The 22,044-nt window shown below is 58.4% G+C and carries 17 protein-coding genes; 13 read left to right on the forward strand and 4 right to left on the reverse strand.

All coding sequences use genetic code 11. The annotated features are described in order from the left end of the window. The first annotated feature begins 21 nt into the window (after positions 1–21). The gene (locus tag HU749_RS26255) at positions 22–663 is read left to right on the forward strand and encodes an oxidoreductase (RefSeq protein ID WP_014340389.1); all 642 of its coding nucleotides are present in this window, start codon (positions 22–24) and stop codon (positions 661–663) included. Between the two features lie 200 nt (positions 664–863). Here HU749_RS26255 and HU749_RS26260 read toward each other — a convergent pair whose 3' ends face one another. The 4 genes from HU749_RS26260 to HU749_RS26275 form a co-directional block, all read right to left on the reverse strand. Then, positions 864–1,148, reverse strand: coding sequence for a YceK/YidQ family lipoprotein (locus HU749_RS26260; protein WP_018611242.1), 285 nt, complete (start codon positions 1,146–1,148; stop codon positions 864–866). Then, positions 1,141–1,773: a flavin prenyltransferase UbiX gene (gene ubiX / locus HU749_RS26265; RefSeq protein WP_053189919.1), complete on the reverse strand. Its 633-nt coding sequence runs from the start codon at positions 1,771–1,773 to the stop codon at positions 1,141–1,143. The genes HU749_RS26260 and ubiX overlap by 8 nt, the downstream gene beginning before the upstream one ends. After that, entirely contained in the window at positions 1,770–3,119 is a 1,350-nt protein-coding gene (gene mpl / locus HU749_RS26270) for a UDP-N-acetylmuramate:L-alanyl-gamma-D-glutamyl-meso-diaminopimelate ligase (RefSeq protein WP_003205915.1), read from the reverse strand. Before mpl ends, ubiX begins: the two co-directional genes overlap by 4 nt. A 388-nt stretch (positions 3,120–3,507) precedes the next feature. Continuing rightward, positions 3,508–5,415 carry a sigma-54-dependent Fis family transcriptional regulator gene (locus tag HU749_RS26275; protein ID WP_186651604.1) on the reverse strand — a complete coding sequence of 636 codons (1,908 nt, stop codon included), beginning with the start codon at positions 5,413–5,415 and terminating at the stop codon, positions 3,508–3,510. A gap of 477 nt (positions 5,416–5,892) precedes the next feature. On the opposite strand from HU749_RS26275, the gene exaC reads away from it, so the two are divergent. The 12 genes from exaC (at position 5,893) to HU749_RS26335 (ending at position 22,044) form a co-directional block, all read left to right on the forward strand. Beyond that, positions 5,893–7,413, forward strand: coding sequence for an acetaldehyde dehydrogenase ExaC (gene exaC / locus HU749_RS26280; protein ID WP_186651606.1), 1,521 nt, complete (start codon positions 5,893–5,895; stop codon positions 7,411–7,413). Between the two features lie 233 nt (positions 7,414–7,646). After that, positions 7,647–9,095: an ethanolamine permease gene (gene eat, locus HU749_RS26285; RefSeq protein WP_186651608.1), complete on the forward strand. Its 1,449-nt coding sequence runs from the start codon at positions 7,647–7,649 to the stop codon at positions 9,093–9,095. A gap of 57 nt (positions 9,096–9,152) precedes the next feature. Next, on the forward strand, positions 9,153–10,547 hold the full coding sequence (locus HU749_RS26290) for an ethanolamine ammonia-lyase subunit EutB (RefSeq protein WP_095963457.1): 1,395 nt from the start codon (positions 9,153–9,155) through the stop codon (positions 10,545–10,547). An 11-nt stretch (positions 10,548–10,558) separates the two neighbouring features. Further along, complete coding sequence (eutC, locus tag HU749_RS26295; RefSeq protein ID WP_186651610.1) at positions 10,559–11,383, forward strand: ethanolamine ammonia-lyase subunit EutC; 825 nt, start codon at positions 10,559–10,561, stop codon at positions 11,381–11,383. Positions 11,384–11,490: 107 nt separating this feature from the next. Further along, positions 11,491–11,952 carry a GNAT family N-acetyltransferase gene (locus HU749_RS26300; RefSeq protein ID WP_025569618.1) on the forward strand — a complete coding sequence of 154 codons (462 nt, stop codon included), beginning with the start codon at positions 11,491–11,493 and terminating at the stop codon, positions 11,950–11,952. A 641-nt stretch (positions 11,953–12,593) separates the two neighbouring features. Next, on the forward strand, positions 12,594–13,250 hold the full coding sequence (locus tag HU749_RS26305) for a DedA family protein (RefSeq protein ID WP_014340397.1): 657 nt from the start codon (positions 12,594–12,596) through the stop codon (positions 13,248–13,250). A 5-nt stretch (positions 13,251–13,255) separates the two neighbouring features. After that, positions 13,256–14,068 carry a M90 family metallopeptidase gene (locus tag HU749_RS26310; RefSeq protein ID WP_046065519.1) on the forward strand — a complete coding sequence of 271 codons (813 nt, stop codon included), beginning with the start codon at positions 13,256–13,258 and terminating at the stop codon, positions 14,066–14,068. A 111-nt stretch (positions 14,069–14,179) separates the two neighbouring features. Next, positions 14,180–14,707, forward strand: coding sequence for an inorganic diphosphatase (gene ppa / locus HU749_RS26315; RefSeq protein ID WP_003205933.1), 528 nt, complete (start codon positions 14,180–14,182; stop codon positions 14,705–14,707). Positions 14,708–14,902: 195 nt separating this feature from the next. Then, a complete protein-coding gene (locus HU749_RS26320) occupies positions 14,903–15,634 on the forward strand; it encodes a LexA family transcriptional regulator (RefSeq protein WP_186651612.1) in 732 nt (243 codons plus the stop codon). Between the two features lie 888 nt (positions 15,635–16,522). Further along, the gene (gene hsdR / locus HU749_RS26325; RefSeq protein WP_186651614.1) at positions 16,523–18,868 is read left to right on the forward strand and encodes an EcoAI/FtnUII family type I restriction enzme subunit R; all 2,346 of its coding nucleotides are present in this window, start codon (positions 16,523–16,525) and stop codon (positions 18,866–18,868) included. A gap of 36 nt (positions 18,869–18,904) precedes the next feature. Beyond that, positions 18,905–20,404: a type I restriction-modification system subunit M gene (locus tag HU749_RS26330; RefSeq protein WP_186651616.1), complete on the forward strand. Its 1,500-nt coding sequence runs from the start codon at positions 18,905–18,907 to the stop codon at positions 20,402–20,404. Then, complete coding sequence (locus HU749_RS26335) at positions 20,401–22,044, forward strand: restriction endonuclease subunit S (protein WP_186651618.1); 1,644 nt, start codon at positions 20,401–20,403, stop codon at positions 22,042–22,044. Before HU749_RS26330 ends, HU749_RS26335 begins: the two co-directional genes overlap by 4 nt.

Below are 22,044 nucleotides of genomic sequence, written 5' to 3' on the forward strand. Positions count from 1 at the left end.
CCGTATCAAGGGGGAAACACTATGTACTTGACGCCTCAGCATGTTTTGCTCGCCGGTGCGACCGGGCTGACCGGGGAACACCTACTGGACCGGCTGCTCAATGAGCCGACCATCACTCGCGTATTGGCGCCTTCACGCCGGCCACTGGCTGAACATCCGCACTTGGAAAACCCGGTTGGGGAGCCGGCCCAGGTACTGCCACAACTCAGCGGCCAAGTGGACATCGCCTTCTGCTGCCTCGGCACAACCATCAAGAAAGCCGGCTCCGAAGCAGCCTTTCGCGCGGTGGACCTGGACCTGGTGGTGACGTTTGCCAAGCGCGCCCGGGAACTGGGCGCGCGGCACCTGGTGGTGATCAGCGCGCTGGGGGCCGACGCCAAGTCATCGATCTTCTACAACCGGGTCAAAGGTGAAATGGAAGCGGCACTCAAGACCCAGGGCTGGCCGCAACTGACCATTTGCCGGCCTTCCCTGCTGCTGGGCGACCGCGTCGAACCGCGCCTGGCCGAGCAACTGGCCGGGCCCTTGTCCAAGCTGATCCCGGGCAAGTACCACGGCATCGAAGCCTGCCAACTGGCCCGGGCCATGTGGCGCCTGGCGCTGGAAGAACAGGATGGGGTGCGGGTGGTGGAGTCGGATGAGTTGCGTAAGCTCGGCAAATGATTGCGGCGTCTGAGCGGGCGCCATCGCGAGCCCCCCCAATCCAAGACCAGGCCCCCATTGTGGCGAGGGAGCTTGCTCCCGCTCGACTGCGCAGCAGTCGCCTTGGGTTTCAGAGGAAAAACTTGGGGCCGCTTCGCAGCCCAGCGGGAGCAAGCTCCCTCGCCACAGGTTCCGGGCAGACCAAGGCACCGTGATGTTCGTTACAGCCCGCCCGTAGCCTGAAACCCCACACCTATCGCCGTAAACAACGACAACGGCAACAACAAGGTATCGAGCAGCGCACTGCCCGGCAGATCGAGCCCCGGGTAACGCGGTGCCTCGGCACCAAAGCGGTCCTTGGCGCAGCAGCCACCGTTGAGGGCGTACAGATCCAGGCGTGTCCCGGCGTACACCACCGGCGCGCCAGGCTTGGCGGCGTCGAGGGTGCGGGCGGTGGCGCAGCCGGTCAGCTGCAGCGCCAGCAGCACGATCAGCAGCTTATTCATCGCTGCTCAAATGATGCTCGCCCCAGCGCGGCAACATGTCCTGGGGGATGTTCAGCAGATTGAGGATCCGCGCGACCACAAAATCGATCAGGTCATCAATGGTCTGCGGCTGGTGATAGAAACCCGGCGAGGCCGGCAGGATCGTCACGCCCATGTTCGACAGCTTGAGCATGTGCTCCAGGTGAATGCTCGAATACGGCGCTTCCCGCGGCACCAGGATCAACTGGCGGCGTTCCTTGAGCGTGACGTCCGCCGCCCGCTCGATCAGGTTGTTGCAGGCCCCGGTGGCAATCGCCGACAGCGTCCCGGTGGAACACGGCACCACCACCATGGCGGCCGGCGCGCCGGAGCCCGAGGCCACTGGCGACATCCAGTCTTCCTTGCCATACACGCGAATCTGCCCCGCCGCCGCACCGGTGTATTCGGTGAGGAAGGCTTGCATCATCTGGGTCTTGGACGGCAGGGTCACGTCGGTCTCGGTGGCCATCACCAGTTGCGCGGCCTTGGAGATGAGGAAGTGTACCTCGCGGTCTTCACGCACCAGGCAATCGAGCAGGCGCAAGCCGTACTGGGCGCCGGACGCACCGGTCATCGCCAGCGTGATGCGTTCGGGGCCATTGCTCATTTCAGGGCCTCGGCCAGTTTGCCGTGCAGGCCGCCGAAACCGCCGTTGCTCATGATCACCACGTGAGTACCGGGCTGGGCCTGGCTCTTCACGCGCTCGATGATGCCTTCCAGGGAATCGCTGACAATCGACGGCACCGTGCACAGCGCCGCAGTGGCGCCGAGGTCCCAGCCCAGGTTGGCCGGGGCGTACCAGATCACCTGGTCGGCATCGACCACGCTTTCCGGCAGGCCATCACGGTGCGCGCCGAGCTTCATGGAGTTGGAACGCGGCTCGATGATCGCAATCAGCGGCGCATCGCCGATGCGCTTGCGCAAACCGTCGAGGGTGGTGGCGATGGCGGTCGGGTGGTGGGCGAAGTCGTCATAGATGGTGATGCCGCGCACTTCGGCGACCTTCTCCATCCGTCGCTTCACGCTCTTGAACGCGCTCAACGCGGCAATGCCCATGGACGGCACCACGCCGACATGCCGGGCCGCCGCCAAGGTCGCCAGGGCATTGGCGACGTTGTGCTGGCCGGTCATGTCCCACTCGACCACGCCTTGGGACACGCCTTCGAACATGACTTCGAACTGCGAACCGTCATCCTTGAGCAACTTCACCTGCCACTGCCCACCCGCACCAGTGGTTTGCACCGGGGTCCAGCAGCCCATCTCGATCACGCGCTGCAAGGCCGGCTCGGTGGTCGGGTGAATGACCAGGCCTTCACTCGGGATGGTGCGCACCAAATGGTGGAACTGCCGCTCGATGGCCGGCAGATCGGGGAAGATGTCCGCATGATCGAACTCAAGGTTGTTGAGGATCGCGGTGCGGGGACGGTAGTGGACGAATTTCGAGCGCTTGTCGAAAAACGCGCTGTCGTATTCGTCGGCCTCGATCACGAAGAACGGCGTGCCACCCAGCCGCGCCGACACCGAGAAATTCTGCGGCACGCCACCGATCAGGAAACCCGGGCTCATGCCGGCGTGTTCCAACACCCAGGCGAGCATGCTGCTGGTGGTGGTCTTGCCGTGGGTACCAGCCACGGCCAGGACCCAACGGCCCTGCAGCACGTGATCGGCAAGCCACTGCGGCCCGGACACATACGGCAGGCCTTTGTTGAGCACGTACTCGACCGCCGGGTTGCCACGGGACATGGCGTTGCCGATGACCACCAGGTCCGGCGCCGGGTCCAGTTGCGCCGGGTCATAGCCTTGGGTCAGTTCGATGCCCTGGGCTTCCAGCTGAGTGCTCATCGGCGGGTAGACGTTGGCGTCGGAGCCGGTCACGTGATGGCCCAGCTCCTTGGCCAGGACCGCCATCGAACCCATGAAAGTGCCGCAAATACCGAGAATATGGATGTGCATAGTCGACCTCGTAAAACATGGCCGCAGGTTAGCCTAGGGAGGGGGAAATCGCACCTTGTGTTTGAACCTCGGCGCACAGGCGGCCTTCTGTGGGAGCAAGGCTTGCCCGCGATAGCGGTGGATCAGCTTGCAGCGATATTGAATGTGCCGACGTCATCGCGAGCAAGCTCGCTCCCACAGTTGACCGCACAACCCCGGCTCGCTACTGGCTGCTTTTGTGGCGAGGGAGCTTGCTCCCGCTCGACTGCGCAGCAGTCGCCTTCGGTTTCAGGGTGGAAAGAAAGCTTGGGGCTGCTGCGCAGCCCAGCGGGAGCAAGCTCCCTCGCCACAACAGCAGTCAGCAGTCAGCAGTCAGCAGTCAGCAGTCAGCAGATTAATTATCAGTGGTTCAGCGGGCAATCGCGTGCTTACGCAGCTTGCGGTAGAGGGTATTGCGGCTGATCCCCAGTTGTTCCGCCGTGTGGGTCATGTGCCAGCGCTGGCGCTCCAGTGCGTCGAGCAGTGCCAGGCGCTCGGCATCCGCCAGCGGCCGCTCCGCCACCGTTTCAACCAGCGCCATCGACGGACGCTGGCGGATCATGGCCGGCAAGTCTTCCAGCCCGATCCGCCCGCCATCGCACAGCGCGGCAAGGGTCCGCAGCACGTTGCGCAGTTGCCGCACGTTGCCCGGCCAGTCGAACCCCAGCAACGCCTGGCGCGCCGGTTCGTCGATGGACACCGTCTCGGCCCCGCTCTCTTCAGCCAGCAGAAAATCCAGCAACTGCGACTTGTCGCTGCGTTCGCGCAACGCCGGCAGCGGGATTTCCAAACCGTTGAGGCGGTAGTACAAATCCTCGCGGAAACTGCCATCGCGCACCCGGTCGAGCAACTGCCGGTGGGTGGCGCTGATGATGCGCACGTTCACCGCCTCGGGCTCGCCGCCGAGGGGCACCACTTGGCGGTCTTCCAGCACCCGCAGCAAACGGGTCTGCAAGGCCAGGGGCATGTCGCCGATTTCATCGAGGAACAGCGTGCCGCCGTCGGCCTGTTGCAGCTTGCCACGCATGCCTTCCTTGCGCGCGCCGGTGAAGCTGCCGCCGCGATAACCGAACAGCTCGCTCTCGATCAGGCTTTCCGGGATGGCCGCGCAGTTGAGGGCGACAAAATGCTTGCCGGCGCGCTGGCTGGCGTGGTGCACGGCCTTGGCGAACGCCTCCTTGCCGGAGCCGGTTTCGCCCTGAATCAGCAGCGGTACATCGCGCTCGAACACCCGCAGCGCCTTACGAAAATGTTCCTGCAATGCCGCGTCCCCCAGGCAGATGCCTGGCAGGCGGGCGGGCTCGATGGCCTTGAGCAGCGGCGCAACCGGCACCGGCACGCTGCGCGGCTGCCCCCGCAACACGGCGAACAAATGCCGACCGTCACGGGTGCGCAGCGGCCAGCTCGCACTGGCATTTACACTCGCGCGGCCGAGTAATTCGTCCAACGAACAGTCGAAAAAGTCCTCCACCCGCTGACCGAGCAAACTGCCGCGAATATGCCCCAAGAGGTTCAGCGCGCTCTGGTTGACGGCGCTGATCCGCCCTTCACCGTCAAACGCCATCAAGCCTTCGCTGAACAGTCCCACGGACTCGGCCTGCAAGTGAAAGCGCAGCAACCATTGATTGTCGAAGCAACGCAGGAAATAGCAGCTCTCGATCATCTTCGCCGAGAGATTGACCAGGGCCATGGTGTGGAACTGGCTCTGGCGCGAGACGTCCGGGCGGGCCGAAGACACGTCGAGCACCGCCAGCAGTTCGCCCTGGGGATCGAAGACCGGGCTGGCCGAGCAGGTCAGGCCGGTGTGGCGGCCGCGAAAATGTTCTTCCTGGTGGATGGTCAGGGCCTGGCGCTCCACCAGGCAGGTGCCGATGCCGTTGGTGCCTTCGCAGGCTTCGCTCCAGTCGGCACCGAGCCAGAGGCCGGCCCGTTCGAAAATCTTCCGTTCGCTGGGGGCGGTGACGCAGTTGAGGATCACGCCTCGGGCGTCGGTCAGCAGCACCGCGTGGCCGGCGCCGGAGAGTTGCTGGTGCAGGCTGGTCATTTCATTGCCGGCGATGTGCAGCACTTGCTGCAAGCGCTCGCGGCTTTCCAGCACCCGGCCATGTTCGAGCACCGTCGGCGCCAGGTTCTGGGCCGGGTCGAGGTGATAGTCCTCGAGGCAGCGCAGCCAGGAACGGGCAATCGACGGATCGCTGCCAGGGCCCTGCAAATGGGCCTTGCCCTGGGTGACCGTCAGGACTTGCTGGGCATGGCGACTCAAATGGTTGCTGTGCATGTTCTTATTATTCTCCCCTGAAGGACCTTTTGGACCTGCCGACACATTACCCCGTGGCGAGGGAGCTTGCTCCCGCTGGGCTGCGCAGCAGCCCCAAAACCTGAGTTTGCGGTGTATCAGGCTGACCGAGTTGGCTGCCTTGGGACCGCTTCGCGCTCCAGCGGGAGCAAGCTCCCTCGCCACAAAAGCGGTCCGTCCATGGCCTCGCCGTCGAGGTCCAGCATCCTCCAGCCCAACCACCTTTGCAATGCTGGCGCGACCTGTCAGTCACAGACTGTCTCGTATCTGGCACAAACTGTCACACCCGCTGTATCGCAATCGTCACGCAGGGCATCCGTTTGTCCGACCAACTCCTCCTAAAGTCTTGATTTACGGGCCCCGCAAGGCAATGGCCCAACCTTTGCTCTAGGCTTAATTACCAGCGCTCAATTTTGCGCGGCCCTCCCGTATAAGCACAAAAGCCAAGGAGAACTCATCATGCGTTACGCTCACCCCGGTACTGAAGGCGCTATCGTTTCGTTCAAGAGCAAATACGGTAACTACATCGGCGGCGAGTTCGTCGCGCCTGTCAAAGGTCAGTACTTCACCAACACTTCCCCGGTCAATGGCCAGCCCATTGCCGAATTCCCGCGCTCCACGGCCGAAGACATCGAAAAAGCCCTGGACGCCGCCCACGCTGCCGCGGATGCCTGGGGTGCCACCTCGGCCCAAGCCCGCTCGCTAGTCCTACTGAAAATCGCCGACCGCATCGAAGCCAACCTCGAAGTCCTGGCGATCACCGAATCCTGGGACAACGGCAAGGCCGTGCGTGAAACCCTCAACGCCGACATCCCCCTGGCCGCCGACCACTTCCGCTACTTCGCCGGTTGCCTGCGGGCCCAGGAAGGCAGCGCCGCCGAGATCGACGGCAACACCGTGGCCTACCACATCCATGAACCGCTGGGCGTGGTCGGGCAGATCATCCCGTGGAACTTCCCGCTGCTGATGGCCGCCTGGAAACTCGCCCCGGCCCTGGCTGCTGGTAACTGCATCGTGCTCAAGCCGGCCGAGCAAACCCCACTGGGCATCTGCGTGCTCATGGAGCTGATCGGCGACCTGCTGCCGCCTGGCGTACTGAACGTGGTGCAAGGTTTCGGCAAAGAAGCCGGCGAAGCCCTCGCCACCAGCAAGCGCATCGCCAAAATCGCCTTTACCGGCTCCACCCCAGTCGGCTCGCACATCATGAAATGCGCCGCCGAAAACATCATCCCGTCTACCGTGGAACTGGGCGGCAAGTCGCCGAACATCTTCTTCGAAGACATCATGCAAGCCGAACCGAGCTTCATTGAAAAAGCCGCCGAAGGCCTGGTGCTGGCGTTCTTCAACCAGGGCGAAGTCTGCACCTGCCCGTCCCGCGCCCTGGTGCAGGAGTCGATCTACGACGAATTCATGCAAGTGGTGATGAAGAAAGTCCTGCAGATCAAACGCGGCGACCCGCTGGACACCGAGACCATGGTCGGCGCCCAGGCGTCCGAGCAGCAATTCGACAAGATTCTTTCGTACCTGGAAATCGCCAAGGGCGAAGGCGCCGAGCTGCTGACCGGTGGCAAGGTGGAAAAACTCGAGGGCAACCTGGCGACCGGGTATTACATCCAGCCAACCCTGCTCAAGGGCACCAACAAAATGCGCGTGTTCCAGGAAGAAATCTTCGGCCCAGTGGTGAGCATCACCACCTTCAAGGACGAAGCCGAAGCCCTGGCGATCGCCAACGACACCGAGTTCGGCCTCGGCGCCGGCCTCTGGACCCGCGACATCAACCGCGCCTACCGCATGGGCCGGGCGATCAAGGCCGGTCGCGTCTGGACCAACTGCTACCACCTGTACCCGGCGCACGCCGCGTTCGGTGGCTACAAGAAGTCCGGCGTGGGTCGTGAGACGCACAAGATGATGCTCGATCACTATCAGCAGACCAAGAACCTGCTGGTGAGCTACGACATCAATCCGTTGGGGTTCTTCTAAGCCCTTGGGCCAGGCAGGTCATCTTGCCTGGCCCTTTAGATAGCTATCGCGAGCAGGCTCGCTCCCACAGGGATCTGTGGATAACTCGTTTCCAGGGTTGAAACAGATCCATTGTGGGAGCGAGCCTGCTCGCGATGGCGGCAGTACATCCAGCAAAGCCACAACTGAATCACCGCTTCATGAGCAAGCCCGCTTTCACAGGGCCAAAAAACAATAAAAACAGGTAAACCCTTATGCCAAGCGATCATGCAAACCCGCAACCGGCAACGTCCTCGGTCGACTTCGAAAAAGTCGGCTCCGAATATTTCCAACAACGCGAACTGAAAAAAGGCGCGGCGGGCTGGGTCCTGCTGGTCGGCCTGGGCGTGGCCTATGTCATTTCCGGCGACTACGCCGGCTGGAACTTCGGCCTGGCCCAGGGTGGCTGGGGCGGGATGTTCCTCGCCACGCTGCTGATGGCCGCGATGTACCTATGCATGTGCTTTTCCCTCGCGGAACTGTCCTCGATGATCCCCACCGCGGGTGGCGGCTACGGCTTTGCCCGCAGCGCATTCGGGCCCTGGGGCGGTTTTCTCACGGGCACGGCGATTTTGATCGAGTACGCCATCGCCCCGGCGGCGATCGCCGTGTTCATCGGTTCCTATTGCCAATCGTTGTTCGGCATTGGCGGCTGGATGATCTACCTGGCGTTCTACATCATCTTCATCGCCATCCACATATTTGGTGTCGGCGAAGCCCTCAAGCTGATGTTCATCATCACCGCTGTCGCGGCCCTGGCACTGGGGGTTTTCCTGGTGGCGATGGTGCCGCACTTCAATGTCGCCAACCTGCTGGACATCCCCGTCACTGCGGCCGCGGGCGCCAGCCCATTCCTGCCCTTCGGCTACGTTGGTGTGTGGGCGGCCATCCCTTATGCGATCTGGTTTTTCCTCGCCGTCGAAGGCGTGCCGCTGGCCGCCGAAGAAACCAAGAACCCCAAGCGCGACCTGCCGCGCGGCCTGATCGGCGCCATGCTGGTGCTGGTGGCCTTCGCCCTGCTGATCCTGGTAATCGGCCCGGGCGGCGCCGGCTCTAACGCGTTGATGGCCTCGGGCAACCCGCTGGTGGAAGCCCTGGCCAAGGCCTACGGCGGTTCGACCTGGATGGGCAGCTTCGTCAACCTCGTCGGCCTGGCCGGTTTGATCGCCAGCTTCTTCTCGATCATCTACGCCTACTCGCGGCAGATCTTTGCCTTGTCCCGTGCCGGCTACCTGCCGCGCAAACTCTCCGAAACCAATAAAAGCAAAGCGCCGGTCTTGGCGTTGGTCATTCCCGGCATCATCGGTTTCGGCCTGTCCTTGACCGGCCAGGGCGACCTGTTGATTCTGGTGGCGGTGTTCGGCGCGACCATTTCCTACGTGCTGATGATGGCCGCGCACATCACCCTGCGCATCCGCCGCCCCAAAATGGACCGGCCATACCGCACCCCAGGCGGCATCTTCACCTCGGGCGTGGCCCTGGTGCTGGCGTGCATCGCCGTGGTGGCGGGCTTTTTGGTGGACCCACGGGTGGTGATCGGCGCCGCGATCATCTATGGAGTGTTAATTGCTTACTTTGCTTTCTACAGTCGGCATCACTTGGTCGCAGGCACGCCCGAAGAGGAATTCGCGGCCATTCAAAAAGCCGAAGAAGCCTTGCACTAAGCCGTAACGTGCCGAAAACCACGGCGCCGCCCAGCGGCGCCGTCACGGAGAACCTGTATGGCCAGTTTTGCACACACGGTCGGCGCCCAGACCTACCGCTTCGACAGCCTCAAAGACCTGATGGCCAAGGCCAGCCCGGCGCGTTCCGGGGATTTTCTGGCCGAGGTCGCGGCGCTCAACGATGGTGAGCGCGTGGCCGCGCAAATGGCGCTGGCCGACCTGCCCCTCAGCCATTTCCTGCAGGAAATGCTGATTCCTTACGAGGTCGACGAAGTCACCCGGCTGATCGTCGACACTCACGACAAACAAGCCTTCGCCACCGTCAGCCATCTCACCGTCGGCGGTTTTCGCGACTGGCTGCTCAGCGACGCCGCCGATGAACAGAGCCTGCGGGCACTGGCCCCCGGCCTGACGCCGGAAATGGTCGCCGCCGTGTCGAAGATCATGCGCGTGCAAGACCTGGTGCTGGTGGCGCAAAAGATCCGCGTGGTGACCAAGTTCCGCGGCACCCTCGGCCTGCGCGGGCGCCTGTCCACCCGCCTGCAACCCAACCACCCCACCGATGAACCCGCCGGCATCGCCGCGAGCATCCTCGACGGCCTGCTCTACGGTAACGGCGACGCCATGATCGGCATCAACCCGGCCACCGACAGCACCGCCTCGATCTGCGCGATGCTGGAAATGCTCGACGCCATCATCCAGCGCTACGACATCCCCACCCAGGGCTGCGTGCTGACCCACGTCACCACCTCCATCGAAGCGGCAAACCGCGGTGTGCCCCTGGACCTGGTGTTCCAGTCCATCGCCGGCACCGAAGCGGCCAACGCCAGTTTCGGCATCAGCCTGAGCGTCTTGAAAGAAGGCTACGACGCCGGGCTCAGCCTGAATCGCGGCACCTTGGGCAACAACCTGATGTATTTCGAAACCGGCCAAGGCAGCGCGCTGTCAGCCAACGCCCACCACGGCGTCGATCAACAGACCTGCGAGACCCGGGCCTACGCCGTGGCGCGACATTTCAACCCGTTCCTGGTGAATACGGTTGTAGGATTCATCGGCCCCGAGTACCTGTACAACGGCAAACAGATCATCCGCGCCGGCCTCGAAGACCACTTCTGCGGCAAGCTTCTGGGCGTGCCGATGGGCTGCGACATCTGCTACACCAACCACGCCGAAGCCGACCAGGACGACATGGACACCCTGCTGACCCTGCTGGGCGTGGCCGGGATCAACTTCATCATGGGCATCCCCGGCTCCGACGACATCATGCTCAACTACCAGACCACCTCGTTCCACGACGCCCTCTACGCCCGCCAGACCCTGGGCCTGAAGCCGGCGCCGGAATTCGAAACATGGCTGGCGAACATGGGCATCTTCACCCAGGCCGATGGCCGGGTGCGGTTCGGCGACAACCTGCCACCGGCGTTCCGTCACGCCCTCGCGCATTTGGGATGAGAGAACTGCCCATGGATAAAAAACCTGTCGACCCACAAAACCCTTGGCTGAACCTGCGCAACCTGACCCCGGCGCGCATCGCCCTGGGGCGCACTGGCACCAGCCTGCCGACCTCGGCGCAACTGGATTTCCAGTTCGCCCACGCCCAGGCCCGCGATGCGGTGCACCTGGCGTTCGATCATCAGGGCATTCGTGCGCAGTTAACCGAACGCGGCCGTGAAAGCCTGTTGCTCCACAGCGCGGCCAGCGACCGCAACAGTTATCTACAGCGCCCGGACCTGGGCCGACGGCTCGACGACGCCTCAGCGCAGGTCCTGCAGGATTACGCGGCGGCCCACCCTGGCGGCGTGGATCTGGCCATCGTCGTGGCTGACGGCCTGTCGGCGCTGGCGGTGCATCGCCATACCTTGCCGTTCCTGGCGCGGCTGGAAGAGCAGATCGCTGCTGACGGTTGGTCTGTGTCGCCAATAGTTTTGGTGGAGCAAGGCCGCGTTGCCGTGGCCGATGAAGTGGCACAGCGGCTCGGCGCGAAAATGTCGGTGATCCTGATCGGCGAACGCCCCGGCCTCAGCTCCCCCGACAGCCTGGGGCTGTATTTCACCTACGCCCCCAAGGTCGGCCTGACCGATGCCTATCGCAACTGCATCTCCAATGTCCGCCTCGAAGGTTTGAGCTACGGCATGGCGGCCCATCGCCTGATCTACCTGATGCGCGAGGCCTGCCGCCGCCAGCTCTCGGGGGTCAATCTGAAGGACGAAGCCCAGGTTCACACTCTGGATTCGGAAAGCGCTGCCGATATGAAAGGTAATTTCCTACTGGCGCCGCCCCGAAACTGATCCGTTTATCCGATTGCGTTTTTGATCCGCTTTCAGGCAGCATCAAAAGCACGGCAGCGCGACATTGTTGTCTGAATATCTGTCGACCTTTGCAGACGAGACCTACCATGCGGATTATCCAAGCGACCCTGGAACACCTGGACCTGCTGACCCCATTGTTCGTCAAATACCGGGAATTCTATGGCTCACTGCCCTACCCGGATTCGTCCCGAGCCTTCCTCGAAAAACGCCTGCGCCGCAAGGAGTCGGTGATCTACCTGGCCTTGCCGGATGATGACGACAACAAGCTGCTGGGCTTCTGCCAGCTCTACCCAAGCTTCTCGTCGCTGTCGCTCAAGCGCGTGTGGATCCTCAACGACATCTACGTCGCCGAAGACGCCCGCCGCCAACTGGTGGCCGACAACCTGATCCGCACCGCGAAAAAAATGGCCAAGGAAACCAACGCCGTGCGCATGCGTGTTTCCACCAGCAGCAACAACGAAGTGGCGCAGAAGACCTACGAGTCGATTGGGTTCAAGGAAGACACCGAGTTCAAGAACTACGTGTTGCCGATCAGCGAAGGGATCTGAGCCGTTCGGAGCAATGTTGAAGGTCGGGGACATATCCGTTGCTGCGGTGATGGCGGCTTAGGGTTCCGCCCTGACGGCGGCTCACTTTTGAGAAGCGCAAAAGTAAGCAAAACGCTCCTGCCCCACCACTTGGTGCCTCGCTTAGGCTCGGCATGCCCTCACTCCGGCATTGCTCCGTGGGCACGCCGCGAAGGGCCATCCATGGCCCAGCGCGGCTATCCCGGCATCCATGCCGGGATGCCCACTCCACAATGCCTGCGTTCGGCCAGCGTGGTTAACGGGGCGTCCGAGATCAACGTCCACCGCGAGGCGGCCTAACGGCCGACCTGGCTCTCCCGCTCATACACCCACAGATCTGTTTGAGCAGGACCTGTGGGAGCAAAGCTTGCTCGCGATAGCGATCCACCAGGCAACATCACTACTGACTGCTCCACCGCCATCGCAAGCAAGCCCCCCACAAGGTGCTCCACCGCCCACAGAACCACCGAAATCCCCCGCTACAAACTCAACACGCGCTTCACAATCCTCGCCGTATAATGCCGCTCTTCCCAGCTTGTAAGAAAAAGCTACACACTCTGTAGCCATACTCAAAGCCAGTCCCACCCGCCTGCCGAGTCGGGCCGCCACCACAGGTGTTTTGCATGGATTTCAACCCCCTCGACCTCATTCTGCATCTCGACGTCTACCTCGACATGCTGGTGACCAACTACGGGACCTGGATCTACGCCATCCTGTTCCTGGTGATCTTCTGTGAAACCGGCCTGGTGGTCACACCCTTCCTGCCGGGCGACTCGCTGCTGTTCATCGCCGGCGCCGTAGCCGCCGGTGGCGCCATGGACCCAGTCCTGCTGGGCGGCCTGCTGATGCTCGCGGCGATCCTCGGCGACAGCACCAACTACCTCATCGGCCGCACCGCTGGCGAAAAACTGTTCAGCAACCCCGACTCGAAAATCTTCCGCCGCGACTACCTGCAGCAAACCCACGACTTCTACGACAAACACGGCGGCAAAACCGTGACCCTGGCGCGCTTCCTGCCGATCATCCGCACCTTCGCGCCCTTCGTCGCCGGCGTCGGCAAAATGCCTTACCCACGCTTCTTCGGCTTCAGCGTGCTCGGCACCATCCTGTGGGTCGGCGGCCTGGTGACCCTCGGCTACTTCTTCGGCAACGTGCCGTTCATCAAGCAGAACCTGTCGCTGCTGGTCGTCGGCATCATCCTGCTGTCGCTGCTGCCGATGATCATCAGCCTGGTGCGCAGCAAACTGAGCCAGCGCGCCTCGAAAGCCCACCCGCGCTGATCGCCATGTGGTCCCTGAGCAACTGGCGCCGCCGCCGCACCCTCGCCAAACACCCCGTGGCCGAGGACACCTGGCAGCGGGTGCGCCAGCAATTGAGCTTCCTCGACGGCATCAGCGCCGCCGAGGACCAATGGCTGCGGGAAGCCTGCGTACTGTTCCTGCACGACAAACACCTCACCGCCCTGCCCGGCGTCGAACTGCACCAGGAACAACGCCTGCTGCTCGCCGCCCAGGCCCAATTGCCACTGATGCACCTGGGCGAGCTGAACTGGTACCAGGGCTTCCACGAAATCGTCCTCTACCCCGACGACTTCCTCAGCCCCCAGCGCTACCGCGACGCCAGCGGCATCGAGCACGAGTGGGACGGCGAACACAGCGGCGAAGCCTGGCCCCAAGGCCCGATCATCCTGGCCTGGGACGGCGTGATGGCCAGCGGCGGCTGGGACGGCTACAACCTGGTGATCCACGAACTGGCGCACAAACTCGACATGCTCAACGGCGACGCCAACGGCCTGCCACCGCTGCACGCCGACATGCGCGTCAGCGACTGGGCCGACGCCATGCAACAAGCCTTCGACGACCTCGACCGCCAACTCGACCACAACCCCGACACACAAACCGTCATCGACCCCTACGCCGCCGAGAACCCAGCGGAGTTCTTTGCCGTCACCAGCGAATACTTCTTCAGCGCCCCAGACCTGCTGCACCAGGCCTATCCAAAGGTCTACGAACAGCTCAAGGCGTTCTACCGCCAGGATCCGTTGGCCCGGTTGCGGCAACTTCAGGCCGAAGATCCGGTCTATCAGGCGTCATACTAAGGTCTCTACGACCCTGGTAACGTGGCAACAGCGGCTGAATATGCCTATAATCGCCGCCACTTTTTGGTCAATCCGACCAGTCATTTGGTCAACTAACGGGGGCACCGCCCAATGAGCTACAGCAAGATTCCGGCTGGCAAAGACCTGCCGAACGACATCTACGTCGCGATCGAAATCCCGGCCAACCACGCCCCGATCAAATACGAAATCGACAAAGACAGCGACTGCCTGTTCGTTGACCGTTTCATGGCCACCCCCATGTTCTACCCGGCCAACTACGGCTACATCCCCAACACCCTGGCCGACGACGGCGACCCCCTCGACGTGCTGGTCGTGACCCCTTACCCAGTGGCCCCAGGCTCGGTCATCCGCGCCCGTCCAGTTGGCATCCTGAACATGACCGACGACGGCGGCGGCGATGCCAAAGTCATCGCAGTGCCACACGACAAACTGTCGCAACTGTACGTCGACGTGAAGGAATACACCGACCTGCCACCGCTGCTGATCCAGCAGATCGAGCACTTCTTCGCGAACTACAAAGATCTCGAAAAAGGCAAGTGGGTCAAGATCGAAGGCTGGGCCGGTGCAGACGCCGCCCGCGAAGCGATCACCAAGTCGGTTGCCGCCTACAAAGGCTGAAACAAACTTGATAAAGAACCCCGGTTTGCCCCGGGGTTTTTTTATGCCTTAATGCTTCCTAATACGAAACTGTATTAACACCGTTTAAGCACGTTTAGCCCGCACCTTTCAGATCCTGCAAACGGAAAGATCGTCTTATATATTTGAACGACTTGTTTATTGCCGAAAACACCGTCGCCCCTAAACTTTCCGTTTATGAAAATACTTTCCAGTGGCGACCGCTTCCGAGCCCTTCTAAAAGAAGCGAACATCCGTTCCGCCGACTTCGCGAAGTTATACGGCGTGAAATCCCAGCACGTGAACAACTGGTTCAACCGTGGCATCCCACCCGGGCGCATCCACAGCATCGCCAGCCTGCTGACCGTCAGCCCGGAGTGGCTCGCCCACGGCGAAGGCCCGCAGACCCCATTGGGCCTCGGCCCCGGCACCACCTATGAGGCGGCCGAAAACGATGGCGTCTACAGCGTGGCGGAACCCATGGACATTGAACTGCCCTTCTACAAGGAAGTCCCCATCGCCCCCGGCGAAACCAAAACCCACATCACCGAAATCCCCGACCAATCCATCCGACTGCCCCGCAGCCACCTCGAATCCCTGGAAATAAACCCCAGCGACGCCATCTGCATCACCATGGTCGGCGACAGCATGGCCGAACGCATCGCCGACGGTTCCACCCTCGCCATCGACCGCGGCCTGACGCAAATCGTCGACGGCCAAATCTATGCCCTCGAACACGACGGCATGCTCCGCATCAAATACCTCCACCGCATCCCCGGCAACCGACTGCGCCTGCGCAGCCACAACAGTGCTGCGTATCCCGACGAGGTCTTCAGCGCCGAACAAATCGACGCGCAACACATCCACGTGATCGGCTGGGTGTTCTGGTGGTCAACCCTCAACAAACAGAGACCGCCAGTGTTCGACTAACCCACCCGAACGGACAGACAGCCAAAGCTCCTTGCGCTGAGGAGCTTTTGTGACAGGAAGCTTTTGTAGCAGAGAGCTTGTGGCAGAGAGCTTTTGTGGCGAGGGAGCTTGCTCCCGCTGGGCTGCGCAGCAGCCCCCTGCTTTCCCCCTGAATAACCCTAACCCAATGATTCCACACCACTTACCACTGGGCTTCCGAAGCAAACCCGCGTATCCTCCGCCCCACATTTGCGAGCCCACGCCTCGCACCGACAAGGCAGATCACTTTCTGACCAAGTCCCACAGCCGGCCGCAAGAGCCGGATGTACGTTTTGAAGGCTGGTAAGGTTTGTCAAAAACGAGCTGAATCAGTCAACGAGAAGCCGGCCATAAGCCGGCTTTTTTAATGTGGATGCTATTTCCATTTTATATACCCAGAGCAGGCTTGATAGGTAGAGGACTCAGCCTATTTTGTTTCCTCCCAAACTCACCTTAGCCTCTTAGCCCTATGAGCGCTTTCTTAGGTCAACCGCCACCGCGATAGCTGCCACTCGTGATAGGCATCAATCTGCTCAAGCTAAGTAAAAACGCAGACGCCGTTTCGAAGCCTCATCTCATGTCAAATCTGCAAGCGCTCGATTAGTCAGTGACGTAGATTTTTGCGCCGACCTTTACTGCATCCAGCACGATTTTTACAGCCTCAGCCAAAATTTGCCGTTTGTTAGGTTCGACAGAACTAGCAACGACTCACGAGGTTTCCGAGGGCCTTCGCTTTTCTGAGGCAGGAGCTCGCGAGAAAACGTCGAACAACGTCTAGTGTGAAATAGTTACAACTAGGTACACTTGCCCGATGGGTAGGGACTAGCTGCATGTGTGCACATAAATGCTGCTAATCGCAGCGAGGACGCAATGATTAGCAAAGAAAAGAAAGAGCTCAGCGAGGCCGACATTAAGGCTAAATTCATCACTCCGGCCCTAGTGAAAGCCGGCTGGGATGAAATGACACAGATTCGCCGTGAAGTCACGCTCACCCCCGGTCCGGTTGTGGTGCGCGGCAACCTGTCGTCTCGTAACAAGAAGAAGAAAAAGTTCGCCGACTACGTCCTGCAAAAGGAGAAGGGCGTACCGGTGGCGGTGGTTGAAGCCAAGGAAAACAACTACACCATTAGCCATGGTCTTCAGCAAGCCCTGGGCTACGCCGACATTCTTGAGGTGCCCTGCGCTTTCAGCTCGAATGGTGACGGCTTTGCCAGCCACGATAAAGCCGCCCTCCCGGGCGAAGACATTGAAACCGAGATTGCGTTGGGGGCATTTCCCAGCCCGGATGAGCTCTGGCAGCGCTACAAGCGCTTCCGAGGCATCCTGGACGAACAGGAAGTGCTTGTTACCGAACCCTATTACGACGATGGCCCCAACAAGGAGCCCCGCTATTATCAAGCCGAGGCCATCAATCGTGTTGTTGAAAAGGTAGCCCAAGGGAAGAAGCGTCTACTGCTCGTCATGGCTACCGGCACCGGCAAAACCTACACTACTTTCCAAATTATCTGGCGTCTGTGGAAAGCTAAAAAAGTCCGGCGCATCCTTTTTCTGGTAGACCGCAACATCCTTGTCGATCAAACCTTGGTCAATGACTTCAAGCCTTTCGGCTCAGTGATGACCAAAATTAAGAACCGCAAAATAGACCCGTCCTATGAGGTTTACCTAGGCTTGTATCAGGCGCTTACAGGTCCGGATGAAGAAGACAAGATTTTCAAAACTGTCTCGCGCGACTTCTTTGACCTAATCGTGATTGACGAGTGTCATCGTGGTAGCGCCAACGATGACTCTGCGTGGAAGGAGATCCTTGAATATTTTGATAGCGCCATTCAACTGGGCCTCACCGCCACACCAAAGGAAACCAAGTACGCCTCCAACATCACCTACTTTGGCGACCCCATTTACACCTATTCGCTGAAGCAGGGTATTCAGGATGGATTTCTGGCCCCCTATAAAGTGGTTCGAATCGATATCGACAAGGACATTCACGGATGGACACCGCCACCCGGAATGAAAGATGACCTGGGCAACGATATCGAGCATCGCGAATACAGCCAAGTGGATATGGATCGCATATTAGTACTCAACAAACGCACTAAGCTGGTGGCCGAGCGAGTGATGAAGCTATTGAATGCGACCGATCCCTACCAGAAAACCATCATTTTCTGCGAAGACATTGACCACGCCGAGCGCATGCGCAAGGCCATCGTAAATGCGGCTGGCACGCTAGCGAAAGAAAACAGTAAATACGTAATGCGCATTACCGGTGACAGTGTGGAAGGCAAGGCCGAACTGGACAACTTTATTGATCCAGAAAGCAGATATCCGGTGATTGCCACTACCTCGGAATTGCTCACCACTGGCGTGGACACCAAGACATGCAAACTGATTGTGCTGGACAAATCAGTTAACTCCATGACCACCTTCAAACAGATTGTAGGTCGAGGTACGCGCATCGAAGAATCACAGAACAAGTATTTTTTCACCATCATGGATTTTAAACGGGCTACCGAGCTATTCAAGGACCCAGAGTTTGATGGCGAACCCGTGGTGATCTACGAACCCGACGATGCTGACGATCCTGTGCCACCGGACCCCGAACCTGAAAATGATGGCGACGGAGATGATATTGATGACGGTGACGAAGGGATAAAAAAGGTCCACGTCAGTGGTGTGGAAGTACGCATCCTCTCCGAACGTGTGGAATACCTCGGCGAAGACGGCAAAATGATCATGGAAAGCTACCGCGATTATAGCCGCAAAAACATTCGCAAAGAATTCGCATCACTGGATGACTTTTTACAGAAGTGGAGCAGCGCAAAAAAGAAAACAGCCATCATCGAAGCGCTGGCCGAATACGGTATTGAGCTGCCCAAGCTGGCGCAGGACGTGGGTAAGGATTATGGCGATTTCGACTTGATTTGCCATATTGCCTTTGATCAGCCGCCTCTCACCCGCTATGAGAGGGTCAATAATGTCAAAAAACGCAATTACTTCACGCAGTACGGCGAGCAGGTGCGCGCAGTACTGGAAGCCTTATTGGACAAGTACGCCGACGAAGGCATAACCAGCATTGAGAATAACAGCGTGCTCAAGCTAGCTCCATTCAACAGGATGGGAACGCCTGTGGAAATCATCAACGGAATGTTTGGCGGCAAAGCCAATTACGAACAAGCCGTGCAGGCGCTGGAAACCGAACTCTTTGCGCAAACCAACTGATTTAGACAGTCCTTCTAATAGGTCTCAGGAAATTTAATGAGTAACGTCAGCAGCATCATCAAATCCATCCAGGACATCATGCGTAAGGATGTGGGCGTCGATGGCGATGCCCAGCGCATAAGCCAACTGGTGTGGATGTTCTTCTTGAAAATCTATGATGACCGGGAAGGTGAGATAGAACTGCTGGAAGACCACTACCAATCCCCGATACCCGAATATTTACGCTGGCGTAATTGGGCCGCTGATCCGGAAGGTATCACGGGCGATGAGCTTAACGATTTTGTGAATCAGAAACTCTTCCCAACTTTGAAGAGCAAGCTAAAACTCAGTGGCGAAACCGGCGCCCGAGCGTTGGTGATACGCAATGTGTTCGAGGACGCCTACAACTACATGAAGTCTGGCACTCTGATGAGGCAGGTAATCAATAAAATCTGCGAAATCAACTTCAACAATACCCAGGACCGTCACACCTTCGGTAGTATTTATGAACAGATCCTCAAGGATCTACAAAACGCGGGCAATGCAGGGGAATTTTATACTCCCCGTGCTGTAACTAAGTTTATTGTGGATCGAGTGGACCCACAACTGAATGAAAGTGTGTTGGACCCTGCCTGTGGCACCGGCGGCTTTCTGGCGTGCACCATTGACCACAAACGTATCAATTATGTAAGAAACAGCAAGGACGAAGTTGTATTGGTAAACAGCATTCACGGCGTAGAGAAGAAAGCCCTACCGCACATGCTCTGTACCACCAATATGATCCTGCACGGTATCGACACGCCCACACAGATTGAGCACGACAACATGCTGAGCCGGCGCGCCTACAAAGATTATGGCGAAGCGGATAGGGTAAACATCATTGTCACTAACCCACCATTTGGCGGAATGGAAGAAGACGGCGTGGAAAACCAGTTCCCCGCCACGCTGCGCACGCGCGAAACCGCAGATTTATTCATGGCGTTAGTGGTCAAGCTATTGAAAAATAACGGACGTGCGGCAGTGGTATTGCCCGACGGCTTTTTATTTGGCGAAGGGATGAAAACCCGTCTAAAACAAATGTTACTGGAGCAGTGTCACCTTCATACTATCGTGCGTTTACCCAATGGTGTGTTTAACCCCTATACCAGCATAAAAACCAACATTTTGTTCTTTACAAAAAAAACGGAAAGTGAATGGCCGGCCACTAGAGAGGTTTGGTTTTATGATCACCCCTACCCGGAGGGCGTTAGTAGCTACAATAAAACCCGCCCCATGCAATTTGAAGAATTTGATACCGAGCGCACTTGGTGGGGCAATGAAGCTGACGGCTTCAGCGCCCGCATTGAAACCCCCCAGGCGTGGAAGGTGAGCATTGATTACATCGCTGGCCGAAACTTCAACTTAGACATTAAAAATCCTCATGTGAGCGAACAAATCAGTCACGACCCAGAAGAACTGCTTGAGCAATATCAAGCACAACAAAAAGAAATTCAGAGTCTACGAGACCAGCTAAAACTCATCCTTGCTAATGCACTCATTGGAGCTAAACAAGTATGAGTGCGCTCGAACAACTGCTGATGAATAATCTGGATATTTGGATATCCGCAATCAGACGCAAGTCTACGGCCGGACGTGGCTCTTCAAAAAAAATTGAACTGTATGGTATTAGGAAGCTGCGTGAGTTAATTTTTGAGCTGGCCGTGCGCGGCCTACTAGTCCCCCAAGATCCGGGCGACGAACCTGCAAGCGAGCTCCTTAGGAGCATTGCAGCGGAGAAGGCCCAGTTGGAGAAAGACGGGAGGATAAAAAAAGGAAGGACGTTGCCAACAGTTAGCAATGAGGAAGAGCCTTTCGTGCTGCCAAAGGGATGGGAGTGGTCCCGTCTGGGTACAATAGGACACATATTCAATGGCAATAGCGTAAACGCCACTATTAAAGAAACCAAATATACAAATGTTGACGGACTGCCATTTATAGCAACCAAGGATGTTGGCTATGGATTCGAAGAATTAGACTATCAGAATGGCATTTGCATCCCAGCAGATGAAGCCGGCTTTAAAATTGCCAAAAAAAATACTCTACTCATATGCGCGGAAGGTGGTAGCGCTGGTAAAAAATGCGGCATTACAAACAGAAGCATTTGTTTTGGAAACAAATTGTTTGCCGTCGAACCATTCGGAGATATTAATTCAAAATTCTTACTATCTACCTATTTAACTCCAACTTTCTTTTATCAATTCTCTTCTGCTATGAGCGGAATCATTGGAGGAATTTCATCTGCAAAGTTTTCTGAGCTGGTAGTGCCTATTGCCCCAGCACAGGAACAACACCGCATCGCTGCGAAAGTTGAAGAAATGATTGCACTATGTGATCAACTAGAGCAAAAGACCTATGCGACCCTTAGCTCTCACCAATCGCTCGCAAAAATACTGCCAAATATCCTAAACAGCGCAGTCGATCACGGGCAACTTACTAGCATCTGGGAACACATCACTAGCAATTTTGATACGATTTTTACGACTGAAGAAAGCATAGACCAGCTCCGAGAAATTATTTTATTTATGGCTGTTAATGGGCTATTTATTAAATTCCCGGAAAACTCAAAAAAAGGACCGCTCAAAAAATTTCTTTCATTTGGCCCTAAGAATGGATATTCACCCAACGAATCCCAAAACAAATCCGGGCAAAAAGTGCTAAAGCTAGGCGCTACCAGCTATGGAGCTCTAGATCTCTCTCAAACAAAGTTTTTTGATGATGAGATCCCTAAGGAATCTCATCTCTGGTTAAGAGCTGACGACATTCTTGTTCAGCGGGGGAACTCACATGCCTTTGTCGGTTCAAGCATACTAATTGAGCACTCTATTGATAACGTCATCTACCCAGACTTAATGATGAAACTTCGGGCTGCAGATGGTGTTTCTCCAGAATTTTTATCCATTTGGCTTTGTTCCCCCCAGGCAAGACAGCACATGTGGGACAGAATGACAGGAACATCTGGAACAATGCCAAAAATCAGCAAAAGTGTTGTTGAGACTATTCCAATAGTCGTGCCACCGAAAGATGTTCAAAAGCAAATTGTTTCTGAAGTCAAGAAGCTGATGGCGCTGTGCGGCCAACTCAAGGCCCGTCTTTACGAAGTCCAGACCACTCAACTGCATCTAGCGGACGCAGTTACCGAGCAGGCACTGAAGAGGTAG

This window comes from Pseudomonas ogarae (assembly GCF_014268695.2).
In the GTDB taxonomy this organism is placed as follows: domain Bacteria; phylum Pseudomonadota; class Gammaproteobacteria; order Pseudomonadales; family Pseudomonadaceae; genus Aquipseudomonas; species Aquipseudomonas kilonensis.

What these genes read in the sequence shown, in the direction of transcription:
- HU749_RS26275 (WP_186651604.1), bottom strand. Translation starts at nt 5,415, where the DNA reads ATGCACAGCAACCATTTGAGTCGCCATGCCCAGCAAGTCCTGACGGTC.
- eat (WP_186651608.1), top strand. Translation starts at nt 7,647, where the DNA reads ATGCCAAGCGATCATGCAAACCCGCAACCGGCAACGTCCTCGGTCGAC.
- HU749_RS26335 (WP_186651618.1), top strand. Translation starts at nt 20,401, where the DNA reads ATGAGTGCGCTCGAACAACTGCTGATGAATAATCTGGATATTTGGATA.
- HU749_RS26260 (WP_018611242.1), bottom strand. Translation starts at nt 1,148, where the DNA reads ATGAATAAGCTGCTGATCGTGCTGCTGGCGCTGCAGCTGACCGGCTGC.
- eutC (WP_186651610.1), top strand. Translation starts at nt 10,559, where the DNA reads ATGGATAAAAAACCTGTCGACCCACAAAACCCTTGGCTGAACCTGCGC.
- HU749_RS26300 (WP_025569618.1), top strand. Translation starts at nt 11,491, where the DNA reads ATGCGGATTATCCAAGCGACCCTGGAACACCTGGACCTGCTGACCCCA.
- HU749_RS26330 (WP_186651616.1), top strand. Translation starts at nt 18,905, where the DNA reads ATGAGTAACGTCAGCAGCATCATCAAATCCATCCAGGACATCATGCGT.
- HU749_RS26320 (WP_186651612.1), top strand. Translation starts at nt 14,903, where the DNA reads ATGAAAATACTTTCCAGTGGCGACCGCTTCCGAGCCCTTCTAAAAGAA.
- hsdR (WP_186651614.1), top strand. Translation starts at nt 16,523, where the DNA reads ATGATTAGCAAAGAAAAGAAAGAGCTCAGCGAGGCCGACATTAAGGCT.
- HU749_RS26305 (WP_014340397.1), top strand. Translation starts at nt 12,594, where the DNA reads ATGGATTTCAACCCCCTCGACCTCATTCTGCATCTCGACGTCTACCTC.
- mpl (WP_003205915.1), bottom strand. Translation starts at nt 3,119, where the DNA reads ATGCACATCCATATTCTCGGTATTTGCGGCACTTTCATGGGTTCGATG.
- exaC (WP_186651606.1), top strand. Translation starts at nt 5,893, where the DNA reads ATGCGTTACGCTCACCCCGGTACTGAAGGCGCTATCGTTTCGTTCAAG.
- ubiX (WP_053189919.1), bottom strand. Translation starts at nt 1,773, where the DNA reads ATGAGCAATGGCCCCGAACGCATCACGCTGGCGATGACCGGTGCGTCC.
- HU749_RS26290 (WP_095963457.1), top strand. Translation starts at nt 9,153, where the DNA reads ATGGCCAGTTTTGCACACACGGTCGGCGCCCAGACCTACCGCTTCGAC.
- HU749_RS26255 (WP_014340389.1), top strand. Translation starts at nt 22, where the DNA reads ATGTACTTGACGCCTCAGCATGTTTTGCTCGCCGGTGCGACCGGGCTG.
- HU749_RS26310 (WP_046065519.1), top strand. Translation starts at nt 13,256, where the DNA reads ATGTGGTCCCTGAGCAACTGGCGCCGCCGCCGCACCCTCGCCAAACAC.
- ppa (WP_003205933.1), top strand. Translation starts at nt 14,180, where the DNA reads ATGAGCTACAGCAAGATTCCGGCTGGCAAAGACCTGCCGAACGACATC.